The sequence below is a fragment of the Flavobacterium sp. 102 genome (assembly GCF_003634615.1).
Lineage (GTDB): Bacteria > Bacteroidota > Bacteroidia > Flavobacteriales > Flavobacteriaceae > Flavobacterium.
Map to the genome: position 1 here is coordinate 2,739,145 of NZ_RBKX01000001.1, position 18,576 is coordinate 2,757,720.

Sequence of the window (18,576 nt, forward strand, 5' to 3'; positions counted from 1 at the left end):
TACATTAACAAAAAAAAGAGGACTATATGTCAAAGAAAGAAAACATAAAATACGAAGCAAATATCAATCAGTTACTTGACAAGAAAATATACATCAATGTAAACCATCTTGAAAAAGGCGACTATGAATTGAGAGTCATCAACAAAAATAAACTAATCGTTAAAACTACTTTTAAAAAGAAATAGCCATGAAAAAAAATCTAGCACTACTATTGTTACTTCCTTTCGCATCCATAGCCCAAGTAGGAATAAATACAACTGCACCAAAAGCAGCTTTAGATGTAGAATCTACCAATAACGGAATGTTAATTCCTCGTGTTCAACTTACTTCTATTTTAGATGCTACAACCGTTGTAAATCCCAATCTTGGTCCTTTAGAAACTTCTACCTTGGTATACAACATTGCCGCGTCAGGAACCGCTCCGAACAATGTTGTGGCTGGTTTTTACTATTGGAATGGTTCACAATGGGTAACACTTAATGCTAGAGCTGGCTGGACATTAAACGGAAATACAGCTACAACTTCGCCTGCAACTCCTGCAATTTATGGAACATCAACTATTGGAGCAACCGAAAACTTTTTAGGAACAACTGACAATAATGATGTAGTAATTGGAACCGATAATATTGAACGATTTCGTGTAAAACATACCACTGGAAATGTTGGCATAGGAACCGAAACACCAATTAGTAAACTCAATGTTCAAACCATCGACGAAAACAGAGGAATAACTAATAATTTGATTAAAAACTCTGGTTTTGGAATTAGTTCCAACCTTGATAATAACATGACTATAAATAATAACAACCTAGCTTATGGTATTCGAAACTCATTTTTAGGAACTGGAAACGGACTTAAAATTGGTGTTAGAAATATTGCTGCTTTTGGAATTTTAGGTTCTAAAATTGGTTTTGAAAACAACTTTCAAGCATCTGGCAATAGTTTTTTATATGGTTTAAGCAACACTCTGGCGCATACAGGAAGCGATTTAACTTTAGGCGTCTACAATCAAATTACAAATCCGCTAGGTTCAACAGGAACAACACACGGTATTGAAAATAGAATAACCAACAACAGTACTCTTGAAGCAACAGGGGTTTATACTGAAATAAACTCACCCGATGGTGGTTCAGGAGGAACTTTTGGAATGCAAAATTTCATTGGAGGAAGAAAAACAGGAAATAAAATTGGTGTTCGAAATGAAATTACAACTGACGTACCTGGAATTTTAATTGGTGTTAATTCTAGAATTATTTCAAGTCCAGGCGTAGTTTCAGATTTGTGGGGATCTTTAAATGATTTATTTGTTTTTGCAGATTCAGGCGGTTCAGGCACTATTAATAATTTATATGGAAACACGAGTAGATCTTTATACGGTGTTGTTAATTACATCGATAATGGCATAGATGTTACAGATCCTAACAATATAATGGTTGGTACAAGTAACTATTTACGTGGATTAAGCAATGCCAACAAATACGGTACATTAACAACAATAGAAGCTGCAGCTGACGGAACACACTATGGTATCCACTCAACCGTATTAAAACCTGGAGCAAATAATTTTGCTGGTTACTTTCTTGGCAATGTGGGAATTGGTACAGCAACAACCAACACCTACACTTTCCCACCATCACGTGGAACCAACGGTCAAATCATGCAAACCGATGGCGCAGGAAATCTATCTTGGCAAAACCCAGCAACAATAATAGGCAACTCAGCGTGGTCACTAACAGGAAACAGCATCACCGCCGGAACTCATTTTATTGGTTCGACCAATAATGTTGATGTCAGTTTTAGAAGAAGCGGTACAAATATCGGTTATCTAGGTGAATACAATCTTGCCTTCGGAATTGGGGCTTTACAACCTTCAGTTGGAGTTTATAACGTTGCTATTGGTGTCAATGCACTAGCTGCTTTAACTGCTGCCGATCAAAACGTAGCAGTCGGTTGGAATGCTTTATCCAACGTCACCACAGGCGGAAACAATATCGGTATCGGAACTGGTGCAACAGTACCAGTAGCAGCTAACAACAACCAAATCCGAATGGGAAATGTAAATATTGGGTATGCCGGAGTTCAAGTAGCATGGTCAGTAACATCCGATAGCCGATGGAAAGACAATATCAAAACCTCAAATTTAGGATTAGACTTCATCAACAAGTTAAACCCTGTTTACTACACTCGAAAAAACGACGAAACCAAAAAAACTGAATACGGCTTCATCGCCCAAGAACTAGACAAAACCTTAACCGAAGTTGGCGCTACTAACAACGGTATCATCACCAAAGACGATGACGGAATGTTATCTATCCGATACAACGATTTACTCGCTCCAATGGTCAAAGCCATCCAAGAATTAAAAACTGAAAACGATACTTTAAAACAACAAAAAGAAGCCCTTGAAAACCGATTAAAAGCCATTGAAGAAAAATTAAACATCACTAAGTCTTGATTTAGGAGCAGATCAATTGTGCTTTCTTTCTCTTCTGCTCCCGCTATCCGCGCTACACGGTAGCCAGCTCCTATCGGGGCTAAAAACACAAATACTTTTCTATCATAAAAAAACACCCGCTCTATTCTAGAACGGGTGTTTTTAATTTCCAATATTTTATTCGCCTATCGTTTCAACGAGAAGTGCGCTTTAAATTGCTTCATGCCGCCTTGCTCCGGATAATCTACCGTAAACCAGTAATCTGTTGAAGGTAACGGTTGTCCGTTGTAGGTTCCGTCCCATCCATCTCCTGCCGAACTGATTTGTTTCAGTAATTTTCCGTAGCGGTCAAAGATGAAGATTTTGGTTTGAGCTGCATAATTAAATAATCCTACTACATTCCAAGTATCATGAATACCATCTCCGTTTGGCGTAAAGTAATGTGGATAATCAATCACCTGAACATCATTGATCATTAATTCCTCACAACTAAAAGCGATTCCGCCTTCAGTATCCCAAACATGGATCACATGATTTCCTAACGACACACCTTCAAAGATATTACTCGTCTGTCTTGGGCCGTCATCCAAACTGTATTCATAAGTGCCCCAGCCTTCCACTGTCACGGTGATGATTTGACTATTGGTAAACGCATTGGTTACGGTATATCCTGCCGTACCTGTCGAAATACTAGCCGGTCCTGATTGTATCACATCAAAACCTAATGAAGTAGTCTCACAAGCCAGCAGACTGTTGCTAATTACTCTAACGGTGTAGCTTCTCGTGGCTCCTGTTGGCGAAGCCGTGTCAACGGTATAAGTTGAACCTGTTGCTCCCGGTATTAACGTCGTGCCCTCATACCACTCAAAGGTATAATCCGCCGGATTTGGAATATTGCTGTTTAGTGTCAGTGGTCTTACTACCAATCCACTGGTAAAGTCAACACAAATCGTCGTCACTCCATTTGGTGTAGTGATAATTGGATTCGGGTAACGCTCTATCTCGATATCGATTGTAGTAAGCGCATAACAGAATGGGGTAATGCTATTGCTGCTGTTCTCTACCTTAACCCAAATTTGGTCAGTATCGGGTTGGGTAATGTAAGCTTGTGCTTCTGCCAAGGTGATGGCATTGATGCCTTGTTCTGCATCGGCTTGGGTGTGATAGTAACTAATCAAGAACACCAATGGGTCTTGTCCGTTTAATATCGCAGTCTCGTACTGGGTTAAATCCAATTGGAACACACCATCATAAGGGTCGGTGTAAGTATCACAACTCGAGAAGCTCTGTGGTCCTGTAGCCTGAGCATATTCCTCTACTGCCAAAGTAAGTACTCCGGTGGCATTAACACAACCTGTAGCATTGTTCACTACTCTGATGTAGATGTTTTGGCTGTCCGGTGTCGTGTTGGTGTAATTGTTTGGTAGCGGAGTTTCTCCGGTATTAGTCAGCGGATTTGCCCCTGCTTGGGTTAAGTAATATGTAATGGTAAAATCAGCCGGGTTTTGAGTGGCTCCCAAAATAGCGGTTGCTAAGATTGGATTGGTCAAATCAAATGCTGCCAGTCCATCAGTATCATTATCACATACCCTGTAAGGTGCCAGTGGCTGCACTACTGTTGGTAAAGGATTAACCGTTAAAGGTTGCTCCACCAGTACAAAACAATGATTGCCAAAAGAATCTATTCTGTTGTTCTCTACTCTTATCCATACACTTTGCTCATTTGGATCAACATCTCCTACTAAAGCTGCTGTTACTGTGGACAGTGGAATTTCATTCTGTGGCACTAAAGCATCGGCTTGGCTGTGGTAATAATGTAGCGTTAAATTAGGGTCGCCATTTAAGATATAAGCCGCATTAACCGTTAAGTCAAATACCTCCATCATATCGCCGGGATTGTTGTCATCACACTTCGCTCCTAAGCTCGGTGGATTCGTGTTTGGCGTTGGGATAGGTAAGACTCTGATGTCTAAAGTCGTTACACTGGAACAACCCGCGGCACTAGTTACCACAACTCCTAATGTTTGAACTGCCGGTGAGGTATTGGTATAAGCCGTTGGTGTAGCAATAGCATTGGCTGGATTGCCTGCCTGCGCCAAAGCATAACTTGGATAATAGGTTACGGTATAACCTGATAAACTTTGGGTAATCATCACATCTCTTATCGTCAAGTCAAAGCTGTGGAATTGGTCATTCGGATTCGCATCATCATCACACAAACTCAGTGGTGTTGGGGTGATGAGTAATAATGGAATATTAACAATAATATCAAATTCGCCAATATTAAAACATCCTGTAGTGTTGTCCTCTACTCTCACCCAAATCGTTTGATTGGTCGTAGCCAAATAACTAGTCGCAGGGATGATTGGAATATCATTTTGTGCGCGTAGCAATGTGGTATGATAAGTGATTGTATAATTACTGGCTGCTAGTGGTTGTTGGGCTAAAACATCAGGGGTTCTTACCGTTAAATCAACTATTGTACTAGCACTTTGATTGTTGTTGTCTGTATCACAAACCACAATATCATCCAAATTAATTGGGGCTATAGGACTTGGGTTTACATTCAATACAATTGGGATAACACTCCAACAACCTGTAAGTGGATCCTCAGCTCTCACATACAAGATTTGGGTAAACGGATTGATATTATCATACAACTGAGTAATGTCAATTGCCGTCACAAGATTGCCTAGCTCAGCATCGCTTAGGGTTTCATAGAAAGTCAATATGTAATTGGCGCCTTGTAAAATATCTGCGGTCAAAGTCGCTAAATCAAAACTCGAAAAGCCATCCTGATTCTCATCACAAATCGTGTAAGGTGCTGTTGGTGGAATCGGTGTTGGTAATGGTACTACTCTAATATCTATCGTAGAGATACTATAACAACCGGTAAGAGTATTGGTAATCACCACGCCTAAAGTCTGAACATAGATAATTTGGTTAGGATACTGCAAATCAGGGTGTGTCTCATTAATCGAAGTACCCGGCACTTGCGCCTGAGCAGCAGCCAAACTTGGATAGAAAGTAACACTCATGCCTTGTTGTCCCAATAATATCGGATCAACTTGGGAAAGTAAATCAAAGGTCTCAAAACCTATCGCGCCGTTGTAATCACACAAAGTATACTGCGGATAATTCGGCTGGGTAGCATTGGGTAATGGATTAACAATCAAATCTAACTCAACAATATCATAACAACCTGTCGCTATAAACTCTACTCGTACAAATAAAGTTTGGCTCCATTGGGTTTGGTTGATGTAATTCGTCACACCAGTGATAGTAGCTGTCTCGTTCTGTGCATCTACAAAAGTTGGATGGAAAGTTACATTCACTAATGATGGGTCAATAGTCCCTAATATCTGCGGCTCAGTCGTTGTCAAGTCAAAAGCCTCATAACCTATTTGTCCCGTGTAATCACACAATTCATAATCATCAGGCTCTGTAGCCTCTGGCGTTGGATCAACAATTAACTGTAATTGAACATAATTAGCACATCCTGTCAAAGTATAAAATACTCTGACATAAATCGTTTGCGTCCATGGATTGATATTCTCGTATGGGCTGATAATTGAAGGTGCAGCACCGATTAAAGCATCAGTCTCAGTTTCATAATAGCTAACAGAAACACCTGCAACAGCAGTGCCTCCCATTATCTCTATCCTTGTACTTTCCAAATCAAAGAATCCAAATCCATCGTTGTTAGGATCGCAATAGTGAAGTGCTTGTGGTGTGATGGCAATTGGTCCTTGGGTAACTCTAAGCAATTGCGTGGTCGTAGCATAACAACCCGTAGCATTATCTTCTACTCTGATGTAAACAATTTCGTTATCCGTGCCAATGTAAGCTAACGGATCTTGTATGGCATTAGCAGTTACTTCATTTTGAGCATCAAGTAAAGTATTGTAGTAGGTAATAGTTAAACCTGAAACATTATTGTTGGTAACAAACGCTTCATTAATCGTTAAATCAAACTCTGCTTGATTCGTCAAACCATCACTACATTCAAATAGAGTTGGTGGTGTTACCGCAGGCGGAATAGGATTAACTATCAAATTGAATGAGCCAACAGAAAAACAACCAGTGGTATTATTACGGATGTTGAACCATATTTGTTGAGGATTGCTAGTATTAGGATAAGAATTCGCTAACGAACCGGTTTGCGTTTGAGCATCACTTTGGGTCAAGTAATAACTGATTGTTACATTAGTTTGACCATTGGCAATCTCAGTATCCATACTATTTAAAGTAAATACCTCAATCTCATCACCCGTTGAATTGTAATCACACAATTCATAATCCTCAATAACAGGATTAGGCATTGGAATCGGATTGACAATTAAATTAAATGTAGTAGTGCTATAACAAGCAGGAGAACCAACAAAATAAGCTCTAACATAGATTGTTTGAATTCCTAAACCTGTTGTTAGGTTGCAATAATTTACATTCAGAGGAATTGCTGACCCACTAGTGTCAGTTTCATAAAAATCTACAACTATATTGGGATTACCTCCGTTAACTTCATTGATTTTTGTCCCTAAATCAAACAAACAGGATATCGTATCATTATTGTCATCACAAACTACATAATCAGTCGGTTGACTGATAACCGGTGGTGTCGCAACAGTAACCACGGCAGATCCGCTTTGTAGTTGAGAACAACTCGTAGAACTGTCATCTACCACACTAATTAAATCATAAGTAAATGATCCTGCAACATCTGTTGGAACATCAATAATAAAACTATTTCCACCGGTAGTAGAATTAGATATTGGAGCTCCGTTATTAAGAGTATAAGTAAATGTATAAGGCTGTGTACCATTTGCACCTGTAATAATCACTTGTGGATAAGGAGCATTTAAACAACTAGCTACACTTCCGGTAATTACAGCTGTTGGCAATGGATTAACAGTAATAGTAGCTGTTCCGTCTTGATTTTGTGAACAAGTCGGCGTCCCTGATCCTGATACATTAATAAGAGAATAAACAAAAGTACCGGCTGTTGCAGTAGGAGCATTAAACGAAAAACTATTCCCTGCTAAAGTAGTAACTGTAGGCTGAACAACATTATTTATGGAATAAGTAAAAGTATAAGGTGCTGTACCACTAGCTCCGGTCAAAGTTATTTGAGGACTTACTGCATTTTGACAAACTGCAGTAGTTCCTGAAATGCTAGCTGTTGGCAAAGGTAAAACAGTTACAACTGCTGTACCTGTAATATTTCTGGAACAGTTAGTTACCGGATTCAAAACACTTACCAAAGTATAAGTAGAATTGGCCGTAAGATTAGGTGTTGTTATAGTATTTGTTCCGGTTCCATCTAAAGTAATTATTTCATTTGGATTACCATTAACATTATAAGTAACTTGAGCGTTAGGAGTTCCGTTAAAAGTAATAACCGTATTATTTCCTGAACAAATAGAAGTCGTTCCTGATATAGTAACTGTAGGTAAAGGATTTACTATCAATTGGAAAAAAGTAGTTCCGAAAGTGGTTGGATTTGCATTTTCTTCCAGTCTCACATAAATGGTTTGACCGTTAGTTCCAACAACACTTGTAATCGCTCCAACATCATTATCTGCATTAGCCTGAGTCAGGTGATAAGTCACCGTGTGGTTTGCAGCTGAATACTGAGTTCCCAAAACTATAGGAGTTTGAGGAATAAAATTGAAATTAGCTGTTCCACTTCCCAAACTGCTCTCACATAACGTTAAATTCGGAGGTACATTAGGTTCAAGTGAACACGTAATATTACAAATGGTAAATGAAAAAACAGATACACATCCACTAGACGTTGGACCGTTATCGGTTAAAGAAAGATATATCGTACTACAAGCGCCTGCACCACCAGCAGGACCCGGATAAGCTGAAGGGTTACCTATCGGACTAATAATATCTTGTGCATTGGCTGCAGAGGTATGGAATGACGCTTCAAAATCACTCGAATTGAGACCCGTACCATTAAATATATTAGCAATCGCTTCATTTAAATTGTATACAGGATTAGGCGTACATTCTTCAAGATTGACAGGAAGATTAATTGGAGGCGGTGCATAAAAAGAAACGGTAGCACTAGCCGTAGCATTAGCAACACAACCTGGTTTATTTACAACAACTGTGTAAGTTCCCGCTTGTGAAACCGTTATAGATTGAGCTGTTGAAGCTATTGGACCACTTGGGCCTGACCATGCATATGAAGTAGCGCTATCGATAGTAGCTGTTAAAATTGCTTGTCCTCCAACACATATTACTTGATCGTCTAATGATAACGGACAGACAATATTACAATCGGTTGCTCCTGCGCCACCTGTTCCTGCATTGGTTTGAGTTAATGATATTTGTCCGGCCTGATCGGCAAAGTTGGTCAATAATACCATATAGACTTCACCAACCTGTGCATTAGGTATCGTAAAATTCTCAGTTGCAGCAGTCGAATAACTACATCCAACCTGATTAGCGGCTGATAAATCGGTTCCTGCACACGTTGGACCAGCAAAAGGTCCCCAAGCAATAAAATCAACATCAATTCCGCCCCCACCATTACTGTTTTGAGAAATAGTAAAATTTAAAGTACCGGCAACACTGATTTGTAAAAAAAACCAAGCCGGATTGGGAGTGGTGCTTAAACAAGACACTGCTCCTGTACTAGGAACTCCAGTCGTATTTGGAAAAGTCAATGCTGATCCTCCTGCACAAAAAGGCTGTGCACCGGGACAAGTTGACCCTTGAGAAAATACAGAATGTATTGAAAATAGGCTAATTATTAATAAATAGAAGTAAATTTTTTTCATTACTGACAATATTTTTTTGAGGAGCGAAATTTACATATTTTTAAGAAATATTTATGTTAAATATGAAATATTTTCAAATATTAACACTATTCAGTACAGATTAATTATAATTATTTATCTTTGTGGCTTCAATTTTTAACCCAAATTAATGGCGAATTTAATGACAAAAAGTGAAATGATAAACGATGAATTAGGAGAAAACCACATTGCTACCAGCGCTCAAAATCCTGTAAGAAATGACGCTTTTGATTTAAGTGATGATAAAAAAATAGAATTAATAAAAAAAGATGTTGAAAACATCCTTCAAACATTGGGAATGGATTTGACAGATGACAGCATAAAAGGAACCCCAAATCGTGTGGCCAAAATGTTTGTCAAAGAGATTTTTGGAGGATTGAATCCTAACAAAAAACCAAGCTCATCGACTTTCAAAAACAATTACAAGTATGGTGAAATGTTAGTAGAAAAAAACATTACTGTTTATTCTACTTGCGAACACCACTTGCTTCCTATTGTTGGTCGCGCTCACGTGGCTTACATCTCTAACGGAACTGTGGTTGGCCTTTCTAAAATGAATCGTATTGTGGATTATTTTGCCAAAAGACCTCAAGTACAAGAACGTTTAACCATGCAAATTGTGCAAGAATTACAAAGAGTTTTAAACACCGAAGATGTTGCCTGTGTTATCGACGCCAAACATTTGTGTGTAAACTCAAGAGGAATTCGCGATATTGAAAGCAGTACGGTTACTTCCGAATTTGGTGGTAAATTCAGCGAAGAATTAACCAAACGTGAATTCTTAGATTATATTAGATTAGAAACTAGTTTTTAATAGCCCTGATTGCAGCGACATCCTTTTTCTTTTTAGATTGGCCGAAGTGCTAACGTAGGCATATCCTAAAAAGAAAAAGATATAGCGAAAAGCGGGAAATAGCTCCAAAAAAAATGCAACTTTATAAAAATCATACCCTCAAAATATACAATTCCCTTTCGGGAGACAAAGAACTTTTCAAACCTGTGCATGAAGGTAATGTTGGGATGTATGTTTGTGGACCAACGGTTTACAGCAATGTCCATTTAGGCAACGTGCGCACGTTTATGTCATTTGACATGATTTTCAGATACTTATTGCATTTGGGCTACAAAGTGCGTTATGTGCGCAACATTACCGATGTTGGCCATATCGTAGACGATGTTGATGATGGTGAAGATAAAATTGCCAAAAAAGCCAGAGTAGAACAATTAGAACCTATGGAAATCGTGCAACGTTACACGGTTGATTTTCATGAGGTGCTAAACCAATTCAACTTTTTACCGCCAAGTATTGAACCAACAGCAACCGGACATATCATTGAGCAAATTGAAATCGTAAGACAAATTATTGAAAAAGGATTTGCTTATGAAACCAACGGTTCGGTATATTTCGACGTAGTAAAGTTTAATGAAACCAATCACTACGGAAAATTAAGCGGTCGCAACATTGACGAAATGTTAGCCAATACTCGTGATACCGACGGACAAAGCGATAAAAAGAATCCTCAAGATTTTGCATTGTGGAAAAAAGCTGAACCGGAACACATTATGCGTTGGCCTTCTCCTTGGGGCATTGGTTTCCCGGGTTGGCATTTGGAATGTACTGCGATGAGCACGAAATATTTAGGAGAAACATTTGACATACACGGTGGCGGAATGGATTTAAAGTTCCCGCACCATGAATGTGAGATTGCTCAAAACGAGGCTTGCACCGGTCACAGTCCGGTGAATTATTGGATGCATGCCAATATGCTGACACTGAACGGCAAAAAAATGTCGAAATCAACCGGAAATAACATTTTACCGGATGAAATTTACAATGGCGGAAGTCCGTTTTTGAGCAAAGCTTTCTCTGCTAATGTAGCTCGTTTCTTTATGATGCAAGCGCATTACAGAAGTATTTTAGATTTTACCAATGAAGGGATTTTGGCTTCTGAAAAAGGCTTTAACCGTTTGTTAGAAGGTTTGGATATTCTGAAAGAATTACAACCCAATGCTTCGTCTACTCTTGATATCGCAACTTGGAAACAAAATTGCTATGACGCAATGAATGATGATTTCAACACACCAATTTTAATTGCCAACTTATTTGAAGGAATCAAATTTATCAATTTAGTTAATGACGGAAAAGAAACCCTGACTGCTGAAGATTTGAAAACACTTTCAGAAACCTTGAATACTTTTGTTTTTGATATTTTAGGGATTAGAAATGAAAAGCTAATCGCCAACAATTCAGATAAATTAGATGGAGTTGTAGAAATGTTGATTACGATGCGTTTGGAAGCTCGTGCCAATAAAAACTTTGCGCTTTCGGACCAAATTCGCGACCAATTGTTAGCCTTAGGCATTCAATTAAAAGACGGAAAAGAAGGAACCACTTTTAGCATTCAATAAATGTGGAAGAAAATTGTAATAGCGCCACTCCTATTGCTTATCTATTTTTATAAGATTGTGATTTCGCCTTTGCTACCATCAAGTTGTAGGTTTCAACCAACTTGCTCAAGTTATTTTATGGAAGCTTTGAAAATTCATGGTCCTTTTTATGGCACTTATCTTGGTGTAAAAAGAATTTTGAGTTGCCATCCTTGGGGGAAAAACGGTTACGATCCGGTTCCTGAGAAAAAATGTTCTCACTAAAGAAAAGGTTAATTTTTTTTCAGTTCCAAACAATTCACTATTTTTACCATAATAACTTAACCCCATAATTTACTAATTTATGATTTGGAATCCATCAGAAGGTATAGAACTTGGTTTCTTTACTGTTCGGTATTACAGCTTAATGTTTGTAATTGCCTTTGGTTTAGGATGGTATATAATGAAAAAAATATACGACCGGGAAAACGAACCTATAGAAAAACTCGATACTTTATTTATTTGGACTGTTGTGGCTACTTTGTTGGGCGCACGTTTAGGACATGTTTTCTTTTACCAATGGGATTATTTCAAAGACCATTTAATGGAAATCCTTTTACCATTTAGATTCGAGCCTCAATTTGAATTTACCGGTTTTCAAGGTTTAGCCAGTCACGGTGCCGCTGTTGGAATCATCATAACGATGTATTTCTACAGTAAGAAAATCATAAAAAGACCAATCCTTTGGGTGCTTGATCGGGTAGTAATTCCGGTTTCTTGCGGGGCTATTTTTGTTAGAATCGGGAACTTCTTCAACTCAGAAATTTATGGTCATACCACTTCTGCCAATAACTTTTTTGGTGTAAAATTCATTCGAGAAGAAGAGTTTTGGGAAAGCCATAATTTAAAATACATTACCGGGGCTACCAATAACAGTGAAGGTTATAACCTAATTCAACACGACCCAAAATTCACAGAAGTTTTGAGTCAAATTCCATACAGACATCCGGCGCAACTCTATGAAGCAGGATTGTACATCATAGTTTTCTTAGTACTTTACTTTTTATACTGGAAAACCAAAGCCGCTGAAAAACAAGGATTAATCTTTGGCTATTTCTTAATCTTACTTTGGACTGTTCGATTCATTGTAGAATACGTAAAAGTAAGCCAAGGTGGCATCGAAGAAAGTTTAAAACTATTCACCACCGGACAATGGCTAAGTATACCATTTATCCTAGTTGGAGTTTATTATTTATTTATGGCAGAAAAACCCATTGAAGATGATATAAACAAATAAAAAAAATCCCTCGAAATGAGGGATTTTTTTTATGAATTATTTTTTTTCTTATAAACAAACTATTAGCTTAGCACTCTAATAAAAAACCTATTTTGTTCATGAAAAAAATTTCAATTATTGCTTTATTATTATCGATGAGTATTTTGTTTAATAGTTGCGGCGTGATGTTTGGTGGCAGCAAATACCAAGGTACCATTGTGGCCAAAGACCATCCGAATGCTGAAATTTATGCTAACGGTAAAAAATTAGGAAATGGTACAGCTACTGCGCTATTCCATAGAGACCAACCTTTAGTGGTTGAAGTGAAGCAAGAAGGCTGTGAAACAAAATCACAAACCTTTGACAAATCGTTTAGAACAGGAAACTTCATATTGAGCGTTTTGTCTTTTGGATTAGTCGGATTGGCTGTTGATTTAGGAACAGGTGCGTCTTACAAACCGAACCACAAAAAAAATCCTGAAGTTCAAAAAGTAACTGATAAAGATTACACCTTCAATATAGATTACTCAAATTGTAAAAAATAATAATAGTACCACTAAAAAAGCCTCAATTTCTTGAGGCTTTTTTTTATTCCGCTTTGCTACAAGCATTTCGTACTACTGACTCGAATCTTCTTCGTTAACTTCCGTATGCGACTTAGCATAATTACGCCATTTCTCAATACAGTCTTTCATATCATCGGGAAGTTCGGTGTCAAAACGCATAAACTCTTTTGTAGTTGGATGTTCAAAACCAAGAGTTTTAGCATGTAATGCTTGTCTTGGCAAAGTTTTAAAACAGTTGTCGATAAACTGTTTGTATTTGGTAAAAGTCGTTCCTTTCAAAATCAAATCACCGCCATAACGCGCATCGTTGAATAAAGTGTGACCAATGTATTTCATGTGAACACGTATTTGATGCGTTCTTCCGGTTTCCAATTTACAAGAAACCAAAGTGACATAACCAAAACGCTCCAAAACTTTATAATGGGTAACCGCATGCTTTCCAACATCACCTTCAGGGAAAACAGCCATTTGCATTCGGTCTTTGACATGTCGAGCAATATTACCTTCTATCGTGCCTTCATCTTCTTTGACATTACCCCAAACCAACGCAATATATTCGCGTTCCGAAGATTTGTCTTCAAATTGTTTGGCCAAATGCGTCATCGCGGCTTCGGTTTTAGCCACAACCAAAAGTCCGGTAGTATTTTTATCGATGCGATGCACCAAACCGGGCCTTTCGCTGGAGTTCATTGGTAAATTATCAAAATGAAATGCCAAAGCATTGACCAAAGTTCCGGTGTAATTGCCGTGTCCGGGATGAACTACCAAACCAACAGGTTTATTGATGACCAACAAAGCGTCGTCTTCATAAACAATATCCAACGGGATGTTTTCGGGAATAATATGATTTTCAAATGGCGGATGTTCCAACATCACGCGAACCACATCAAAAGGTTTTACGCGGTAATTGGATTTTACCGGAACATCATTCACCCAAATATTGCCTTTCTCAGCCGCGATTTGGATTTTATTGCGCGTAGCATTTTCTATCAATTGCATCAGGAATTTATCGACACGCAATAGCGATTGTCCCTTTGCAGAAACAAATCTATGGTGTTCGAACAATTCGTCTTCTAAATCAGTAACGTCGTTTGAATTATTCATCTAAAGGCATTATTTCTGTGGAATCAACTGCGGTAGAATCAACAACAGTATCAACAAAACCAACTTTTCCATCACCTAAAACCAAATCGATTTTAGAGGATTTCAGTACTTTATCTCCGGCCTTAAGTTTCTTGCCATTCATTCTTACTTCCAATACCATATCTTTTCCCAAATAAGGTTTATAGGTAATCGTTCCTTCTTTTAAACCAACCGCTTCCAAAGTCGGTACCGCTTGACGATAGGTTTTCTCAATCAAATCAGGCACAGAAACCATGGTATAAGTGGAAGCATTAATTTTGATATAAATCTTTCTGCCTTCTTTTACCTTTGCTCCTGCTTTAGGCTCTTGCTCAACAATAGTCAGCTTTGGAAACTCCGGTCTGAAATCAACCGTGTCCAAAATAATATAGTCTAAATCTAAGGCATCCAATTTCTCTTCAGCTTGCTCCGCTGACAGTTTACTCAAATCCGGCACCGTAATTTCTTGTCCGTGATTGGTCGTGTAAGTAATCCAATGAAAAAAGAGATAAGCGATAATCGCAAAAATGGCCATGGAGGCAAGCATTTGGGCAAAGAAAACCCGACTGGTTAAATATTTGCGTAGACTCATAGAGAAATTTTATTTGAGCAAAGATATAAAAAAGATACGCTTCGCTCCTAGATAATTAGATACGCCCTTTGGCCTCTTAGAAACGCTTCGCTGTTAGATAGTTAGAAATGAAATAATTTAAAAATCCAACAATCTAAAGGCAAAGCCGTGTCTAACAATCTAAAAATCTAAAGGCAAAGCCATATCTATGAAAAAAAATGATAATTTTGTTATAACTAAAACACCAACCTAACTCTAACTACTAATGAAAAAAGTAGCCATCATCATGGGCGGATATTCGAGCGAATATCAAATATCACTTAAAAGCGGCAATGTGGTTTATCAATTTTTAGACCAAACAAAATATAAAGGCTATCGCATTCATATTTTCAAAGAAAAATGGGTATATGCAGATGAAAATGACAACGAATTTCCTATTGACAGAAATGACTTTTCCACGACAGTAAATGGCGAAAAAATCAACTTTGATGTGGTGTTTAATGCCATTCACGGAACTCCGGGCGAAGATGGCTTAATGCAGGCTTACTTCGAATTGTTAGGGATTCCGCAAAGTTCTTGTGATTATTACCAAGCGGCTTTGACTTTTAACAAGCGTGATTTATTGTCGGTTTTAAAACCGTATGGAATCAAAACGGCGACTTCTTGTTACCTCAATCTGGGCGATGAAATTAATGTTGAAGCTATTCTGAAAACCGTTGGTTTGCCTTGTTTTGTAAAGCCCAACAAATCAGGGTCGAGTTTTGGCATTTCGAAAGTGAAGTCGGAAGCAGAATTTTTACCGGCGATTGAAAACGCCTATAAAGAAGACAACGAAATCATCATTGAAAGCTTCTTGGACGGCACCGAAGTTTCTGTTGGTGTCATTAATTACAAAGGAAAAATAACCGTTTTACCAATAACGGAAATCGTTTCAGAGAATGATTTCTTTGATTATGAAGCCAAATATTTAGGTAAATCTCAGGAAATCACTCCGGCGCGTATTTCAGATGAAATGACTGCAAAGGTTTCGGCTGTTGCCAAAAAAGCCTACGAGGTTTTAAAAATGAGCGGCTTTTCAAGAAGTGAATTCATCATCGTAAACGGTGAACCACATATGTTAGAAATGAATACCATTCCGGGATTAACAACCGAAAGTTTGATTCCGCAACAAGCCAAAGAAGCGGGCATTTCATTGACCGATTTATTTACTAACGCTTTGGAATTGGCTTTAAACAAATAAATTATGATCAACAGTAAATCAGACGTTCAGCCGGAAAAAAAGAAAAGCAAAAGCGGCCTTATCATTACGCTAAGTATTTTAGGCGTAATGGCAATTGCGATGACATTTGGTGCGCTTTATTACAATTATAGAAAAGATAAAGAAAAAACGTATATTAGTAATCCAAAAGTAGGCGATGTTTATGAAATAGAAATGCGCTCCGGTAATTTCAGTACCGCTAAAGTGCTACAGGTTACCCAAGACAGCGTTTATACGACGGAGAATAATTTGGAAACCGACCAACTAAAAGGGATCAGTGAAATTGACATCGATCGGAATTATGGTATTTTGAAAAATGCCCACAGCCGAAAAGAGATTGAACGATTATTTATGCAAGATACTATTTTTGCTATTAACAGAAACTAATGAAAAAAGCAGTTTTCCCAGGTTCATTTGACCCTATCACTTTAGGTCATTATGATATTATCAAAAGAGGTGTTTCTCTTTTCGATGAAGTGGTTGTAGCCATTGGTATCAATGCCGAAAAAAAATACATGTTCTCTTTGGAAGAGCGCAAAAAGTTTATCGAAGAAGCTTTTAAAGACAATCCTAAAGTTTCCGTGATTACTTATGAAGGCTTAACCATTGATTTATGCCGAAAATTGGACGCTCAATTTATCCTACGCGGTTTAAGAAATCCGGCCGATTTTGAATTCGAAAAAGCCATTGCACACACCAATAGAAAATTGTCCAAAATAGAAACGGTATTTCTTTTAACGGCTTCTAACACTTCCTACATTTCCTCAAGCATCGTTCGGGATGTGATTAGAAATGGTGGTGATTATACGGTTTTGGTACCGGAAAGTGTTGTTGTGAAAAAGTAAAACACAGATTACACAAATTAGCACACCCGAGCAAAGCGAATAGACGAAGTAAATTAATCTGTGGAAATCCGTAAAATCTGTGTTATCTGTGTCCAATTTATTTAGCTGGCTTTGAAAAAATGACCGCAGATTCGCAGTAGTTACAAACGGCTGTTAGAGGTAGTTTTTTTGCTTCGAAAAAATTACATCCTTTAAAAAACTTTCAATTTTTTTTCCTGATCAACAATCTAACCAGCCTAATTAACACGTAGCAAAATAACAGCATAAACAGCATCGAACCTGTTGAAAGTATTTTATCATTATTGTACACCATATGACCAACCCAACTGTATTTTCCATTTGCTGGTTTTCTTAGAGAAAGCTCATATGAATTTGAAAATAAAAACCAAAAAAAAGCAATCATTATGATTGTAAAAATCATGTAGAGTATAATTTTTTTGCGATTGTATTTAAGTTCTATTTTATCCATACGTTGTGAAAATTACCGCTAACTAACCAATAAGTATGATAAAAAATCACAGTCATAAAACCTGATTGTCGGTATCTCTTTCAAATCTACCCATTTTCCCACAATAAACAATTCCATCCAAAAAAATATTGCTGACAAAAAACTGTGGCAAAATTTCTCCAAATTAAAAAATGCCACAAAAAGTGTGGCAAAATTTTTGTTGTGACCAATTTGACACAAAATAAAAGTGATGGAAAAAAGGGAAACCATTAGTATACTGTTAGGTGCAAGCCAATTGGAAATGGCAACTTTGCTCAAAATTACCCGCAGTCAGTGGTCCATGTATGAATTGGGAAAAAGGAGTTTGCCTTTAGCTGCTGCCCAACAACTCAGCGAAATATTAGCACAGGTACAACCGCAAAAAAGGGCCAAAAAACAAGTGCCTACCGCAGAACAACAAGCACAAAAGAAACAAACATTGGAAGCTTTGCTTCGCGAAAACGAATACCAACAACTGGTGGTGGAAAGAAAAATAGCCGGTATACAAAAGAAACAAGTCGCTGCGGTTGCTGCTTTGCAATTACTAGGCTATCTTGCAGACACGGATAAAAAAACAACGCCTCCTCACCTATTGCAAAGTATGGAAACCAAAGCCAAAAGAAAAGCGGCTGAAAACAGCGATGCAGTTTTGATTACGCATCAAATAAAACAAGAACTGCTAAAATATGAAGCGGAATTGCTAAAGAATGCCATAACTAGCTTGGTTTCGGAAAGTGTTGTTGTGAAAAAATAAAAAAAACAGATTACACAAATTAGCACACCCGAGCAAAGCGAATAGACGAAGTAAATTAATCTGTGGAAATTTGTGTAATCTGTATTG

14 protein-coding genes are annotated in these 18,576 nt (G+C 37.8%); 11 read left to right on the forward strand and 3 right to left on the reverse strand.

Annotated features, from left to right (window positions below):
* Positions 1 to 26 precede the first annotated feature (26 nt).
* Complete coding sequence (locus C8C84_RS17140; protein ID WP_199717154.1) at positions 27 to 185, forward strand: hypothetical protein; 159 nt, start codon at positions 27 to 29, stop codon at positions 183 to 185.
* 2 nt (positions 186 to 187) lie between these two features.
* Entirely contained in the window at positions 188 to 2,455 is a 2,268-nt protein-coding gene (locus C8C84_RS11830; protein WP_121313843.1) for a tail fiber domain-containing protein, read from the forward strand.
* Between the two features lie 164 nt (positions 2,456 to 2,619).
* Here C8C84_RS11830 and C8C84_RS11835 read toward each other — a convergent pair whose 3' ends face one another.
* Positions 2,620 to 9,225 (reverse strand): T9SS type B sorting domain-containing protein, encoded by a 6,606-nt coding sequence (locus tag C8C84_RS11835; protein WP_121313844.1) that lies wholly within the window; start codon positions 9,223 to 9,225, stop codon positions 2,620 to 2,622.
* 160 nt (positions 9,226 to 9,385) lie between these two features.
* On the opposite strand from C8C84_RS11835, the gene folE reads away from it, so the two are divergent.
* The 5 genes from folE (at position 9,386) to C8C84_RS11860 (ending at position 13,431) form a co-directional block, all read left to right on the forward strand.
* Positions 9,386 to 10,057, forward strand: coding sequence for a GTP cyclohydrolase I FolE (gene folE, locus C8C84_RS11840; protein WP_121315057.1), 672 nt, complete (start codon positions 9,386 to 9,388; stop codon positions 10,055 to 10,057).
* A 113-nt stretch (positions 10,058 to 10,170) separates the two neighbouring features.
* Positions 10,171 to 11,652 carry a cysteine--tRNA ligase gene (gene cysS / locus C8C84_RS11845; RefSeq protein ID WP_121313845.1) on the forward strand — a complete coding sequence of 494 codons (1,482 nt, stop codon included), beginning with the start codon at positions 10,171 to 10,173 and terminating at the stop codon, positions 11,650 to 11,652.
* Positions 11,653 to 11,895, forward strand: a complete 243-nt coding sequence (yidD, locus tag C8C84_RS11850) for a membrane protein insertion efficiency factor YidD (protein WP_121313846.1) — start codon at positions 11,653 to 11,655, stop codon at positions 11,893 to 11,895.
* 79 nt (positions 11,896 to 11,974) lie between these two features.
* On the forward strand, positions 11,975 to 12,907 hold the full coding sequence (lgt, locus tag C8C84_RS11855) for a prolipoprotein diacylglyceryl transferase (RefSeq protein WP_121313847.1): 933 nt from the start codon (positions 11,975 to 11,977) through the stop codon (positions 12,905 to 12,907).
* 98 nt (positions 12,908 to 13,005) lie between these two features.
* Entirely contained in the window at positions 13,006 to 13,431 is a 426-nt protein-coding gene (locus tag C8C84_RS11860) for a hypothetical protein (protein ID WP_121313848.1), read from the forward strand.
* Between the two features lie 72 nt (positions 13,432 to 13,503).
* Here the strand turns inward: C8C84_RS11860 and C8C84_RS11865 are convergent, their stop codons facing one another.
* Positions 13,504 to 14,556 (reverse strand): RluA family pseudouridine synthase, encoded by a 1,053-nt coding sequence (locus C8C84_RS11865; protein ID WP_121313849.1) that lies wholly within the window; start codon positions 14,554 to 14,556, stop codon positions 13,504 to 13,506.
* Positions 14,549 to 15,166 carry a PASTA domain-containing protein gene (locus C8C84_RS11870; RefSeq protein WP_121313850.1) on the reverse strand — a complete coding sequence of 206 codons (618 nt, stop codon included), beginning with the start codon at positions 15,164 to 15,166 and terminating at the stop codon, positions 14,549 to 14,551. Before C8C84_RS11870 ends, C8C84_RS11865 begins: the two co-directional genes overlap by 8 nt.
* Positions 15,167 to 15,410: 244 nt before the next feature.
* Between C8C84_RS11870 and C8C84_RS11875 the strand changes: the two genes are divergently transcribed.
* From C8C84_RS11875 to C8C84_RS11900, 4 genes are all read left to right on the forward strand, one after another.
* Complete coding sequence (locus C8C84_RS11875) at positions 15,411 to 16,385, forward strand: D-alanine--D-alanine ligase (protein ID WP_121313851.1); 975 nt, start codon at positions 15,411 to 15,413, stop codon at positions 16,383 to 16,385.
* A gap of 3 nt (positions 16,386 to 16,388) precedes the next feature.
* Positions 16,389 to 16,790 carry a hypothetical protein gene (locus C8C84_RS11880; RefSeq protein ID WP_121313852.1) on the forward strand — a complete coding sequence of 134 codons (402 nt, stop codon included), beginning with the start codon at positions 16,389 to 16,391 and terminating at the stop codon, positions 16,788 to 16,790.
* Positions 16,790 to 17,248: a pantetheine-phosphate adenylyltransferase gene (gene coaD, locus C8C84_RS11885; RefSeq protein WP_121313853.1), complete on the forward strand. Its 459-nt coding sequence runs from the start codon at positions 16,790 to 16,792 to the stop codon at positions 17,246 to 17,248. Before C8C84_RS11880 ends, coaD begins: the two co-directional genes overlap by 1 nt.
* 698 nt (positions 17,249 to 17,946) lie before the next feature.
* Entirely contained in the window at positions 17,947 to 18,489 is a 543-nt protein-coding gene (locus C8C84_RS11900) for a helix-turn-helix transcriptional regulator (RefSeq protein ID WP_147406845.1), read from the forward strand.
* Positions 18,490 to 18,576 lie beyond the last annotated feature (87 nt).

Bases quoted from the DNA above. Each gene is read 5' to 3' on its own strand.
- folE (WP_121315057.1), top strand. From the start codon at position 9,386: ATGACAAAAAGTGAAATGATAAACGATGAATTAGGAGAAAACCACATT.
- C8C84_RS11835 (WP_121313844.1), bottom strand. From the start codon at position 9,225: ATGAAAAAAATTTACTTCTATTTATTAATAATTAGCCTATTTTCAATA.
- C8C84_RS11875 (WP_121313851.1), top strand. From the start codon at position 15,411: ATGAAAAAAGTAGCCATCATCATGGGCGGATATTCGAGCGAATATCAA.
- C8C84_RS11860 (WP_121313848.1), top strand. From the start codon at position 13,006: ATGAAAAAAATTTCAATTATTGCTTTATTATTATCGATGAGTATTTTG.
- C8C84_RS11880 (WP_121313852.1), top strand. From the start codon at position 16,389: ATGATCAACAGTAAATCAGACGTTCAGCCGGAAAAAAAGAAAAGCAAA.
- C8C84_RS11865 (WP_121313849.1), bottom strand. From the start codon at position 14,556: ATGAATAATTCAAACGACGTTACTGATTTAGAAGACGAATTGTTCGAA.
- yidD (WP_121313846.1), top strand. From the start codon at position 11,653: ATGTGGAAGAAAATTGTAATAGCGCCACTCCTATTGCTTATCTATTTT.
- C8C84_RS11870 (WP_121313850.1), bottom strand. From the start codon at position 15,166: ATGAGTCTACGCAAATATTTAACCAGTCGGGTTTTCTTTGCCCAAATG.
- coaD (WP_121313853.1), top strand. From the start codon at position 16,790: ATGAAAAAAGCAGTTTTCCCAGGTTCATTTGACCCTATCACTTTAGGT.
- C8C84_RS11900 (WP_147406845.1), top strand. From the start codon at position 17,947: ATGGAAAAAAGGGAAACCATTAGTATACTGTTAGGTGCAAGCCAATTG.
- lgt (WP_121313847.1), top strand. From the start codon at position 11,975: ATGATTTGGAATCCATCAGAAGGTATAGAACTTGGTTTCTTTACTGTT.
- cysS (WP_121313845.1), top strand. From the start codon at position 10,171: ATGCAACTTTATAAAAATCATACCCTCAAAATATACAATTCCCTTTCG.
- C8C84_RS11830 (WP_121313843.1), top strand. From the start codon at position 188: ATGAAAAAAAATCTAGCACTACTATTGTTACTTCCTTTCGCATCCATA.
- C8C84_RS17140 (WP_199717154.1), top strand. From the start codon at position 27: ATGTCAAAGAAAGAAAACATAAAATACGAAGCAAATATCAATCAGTTA.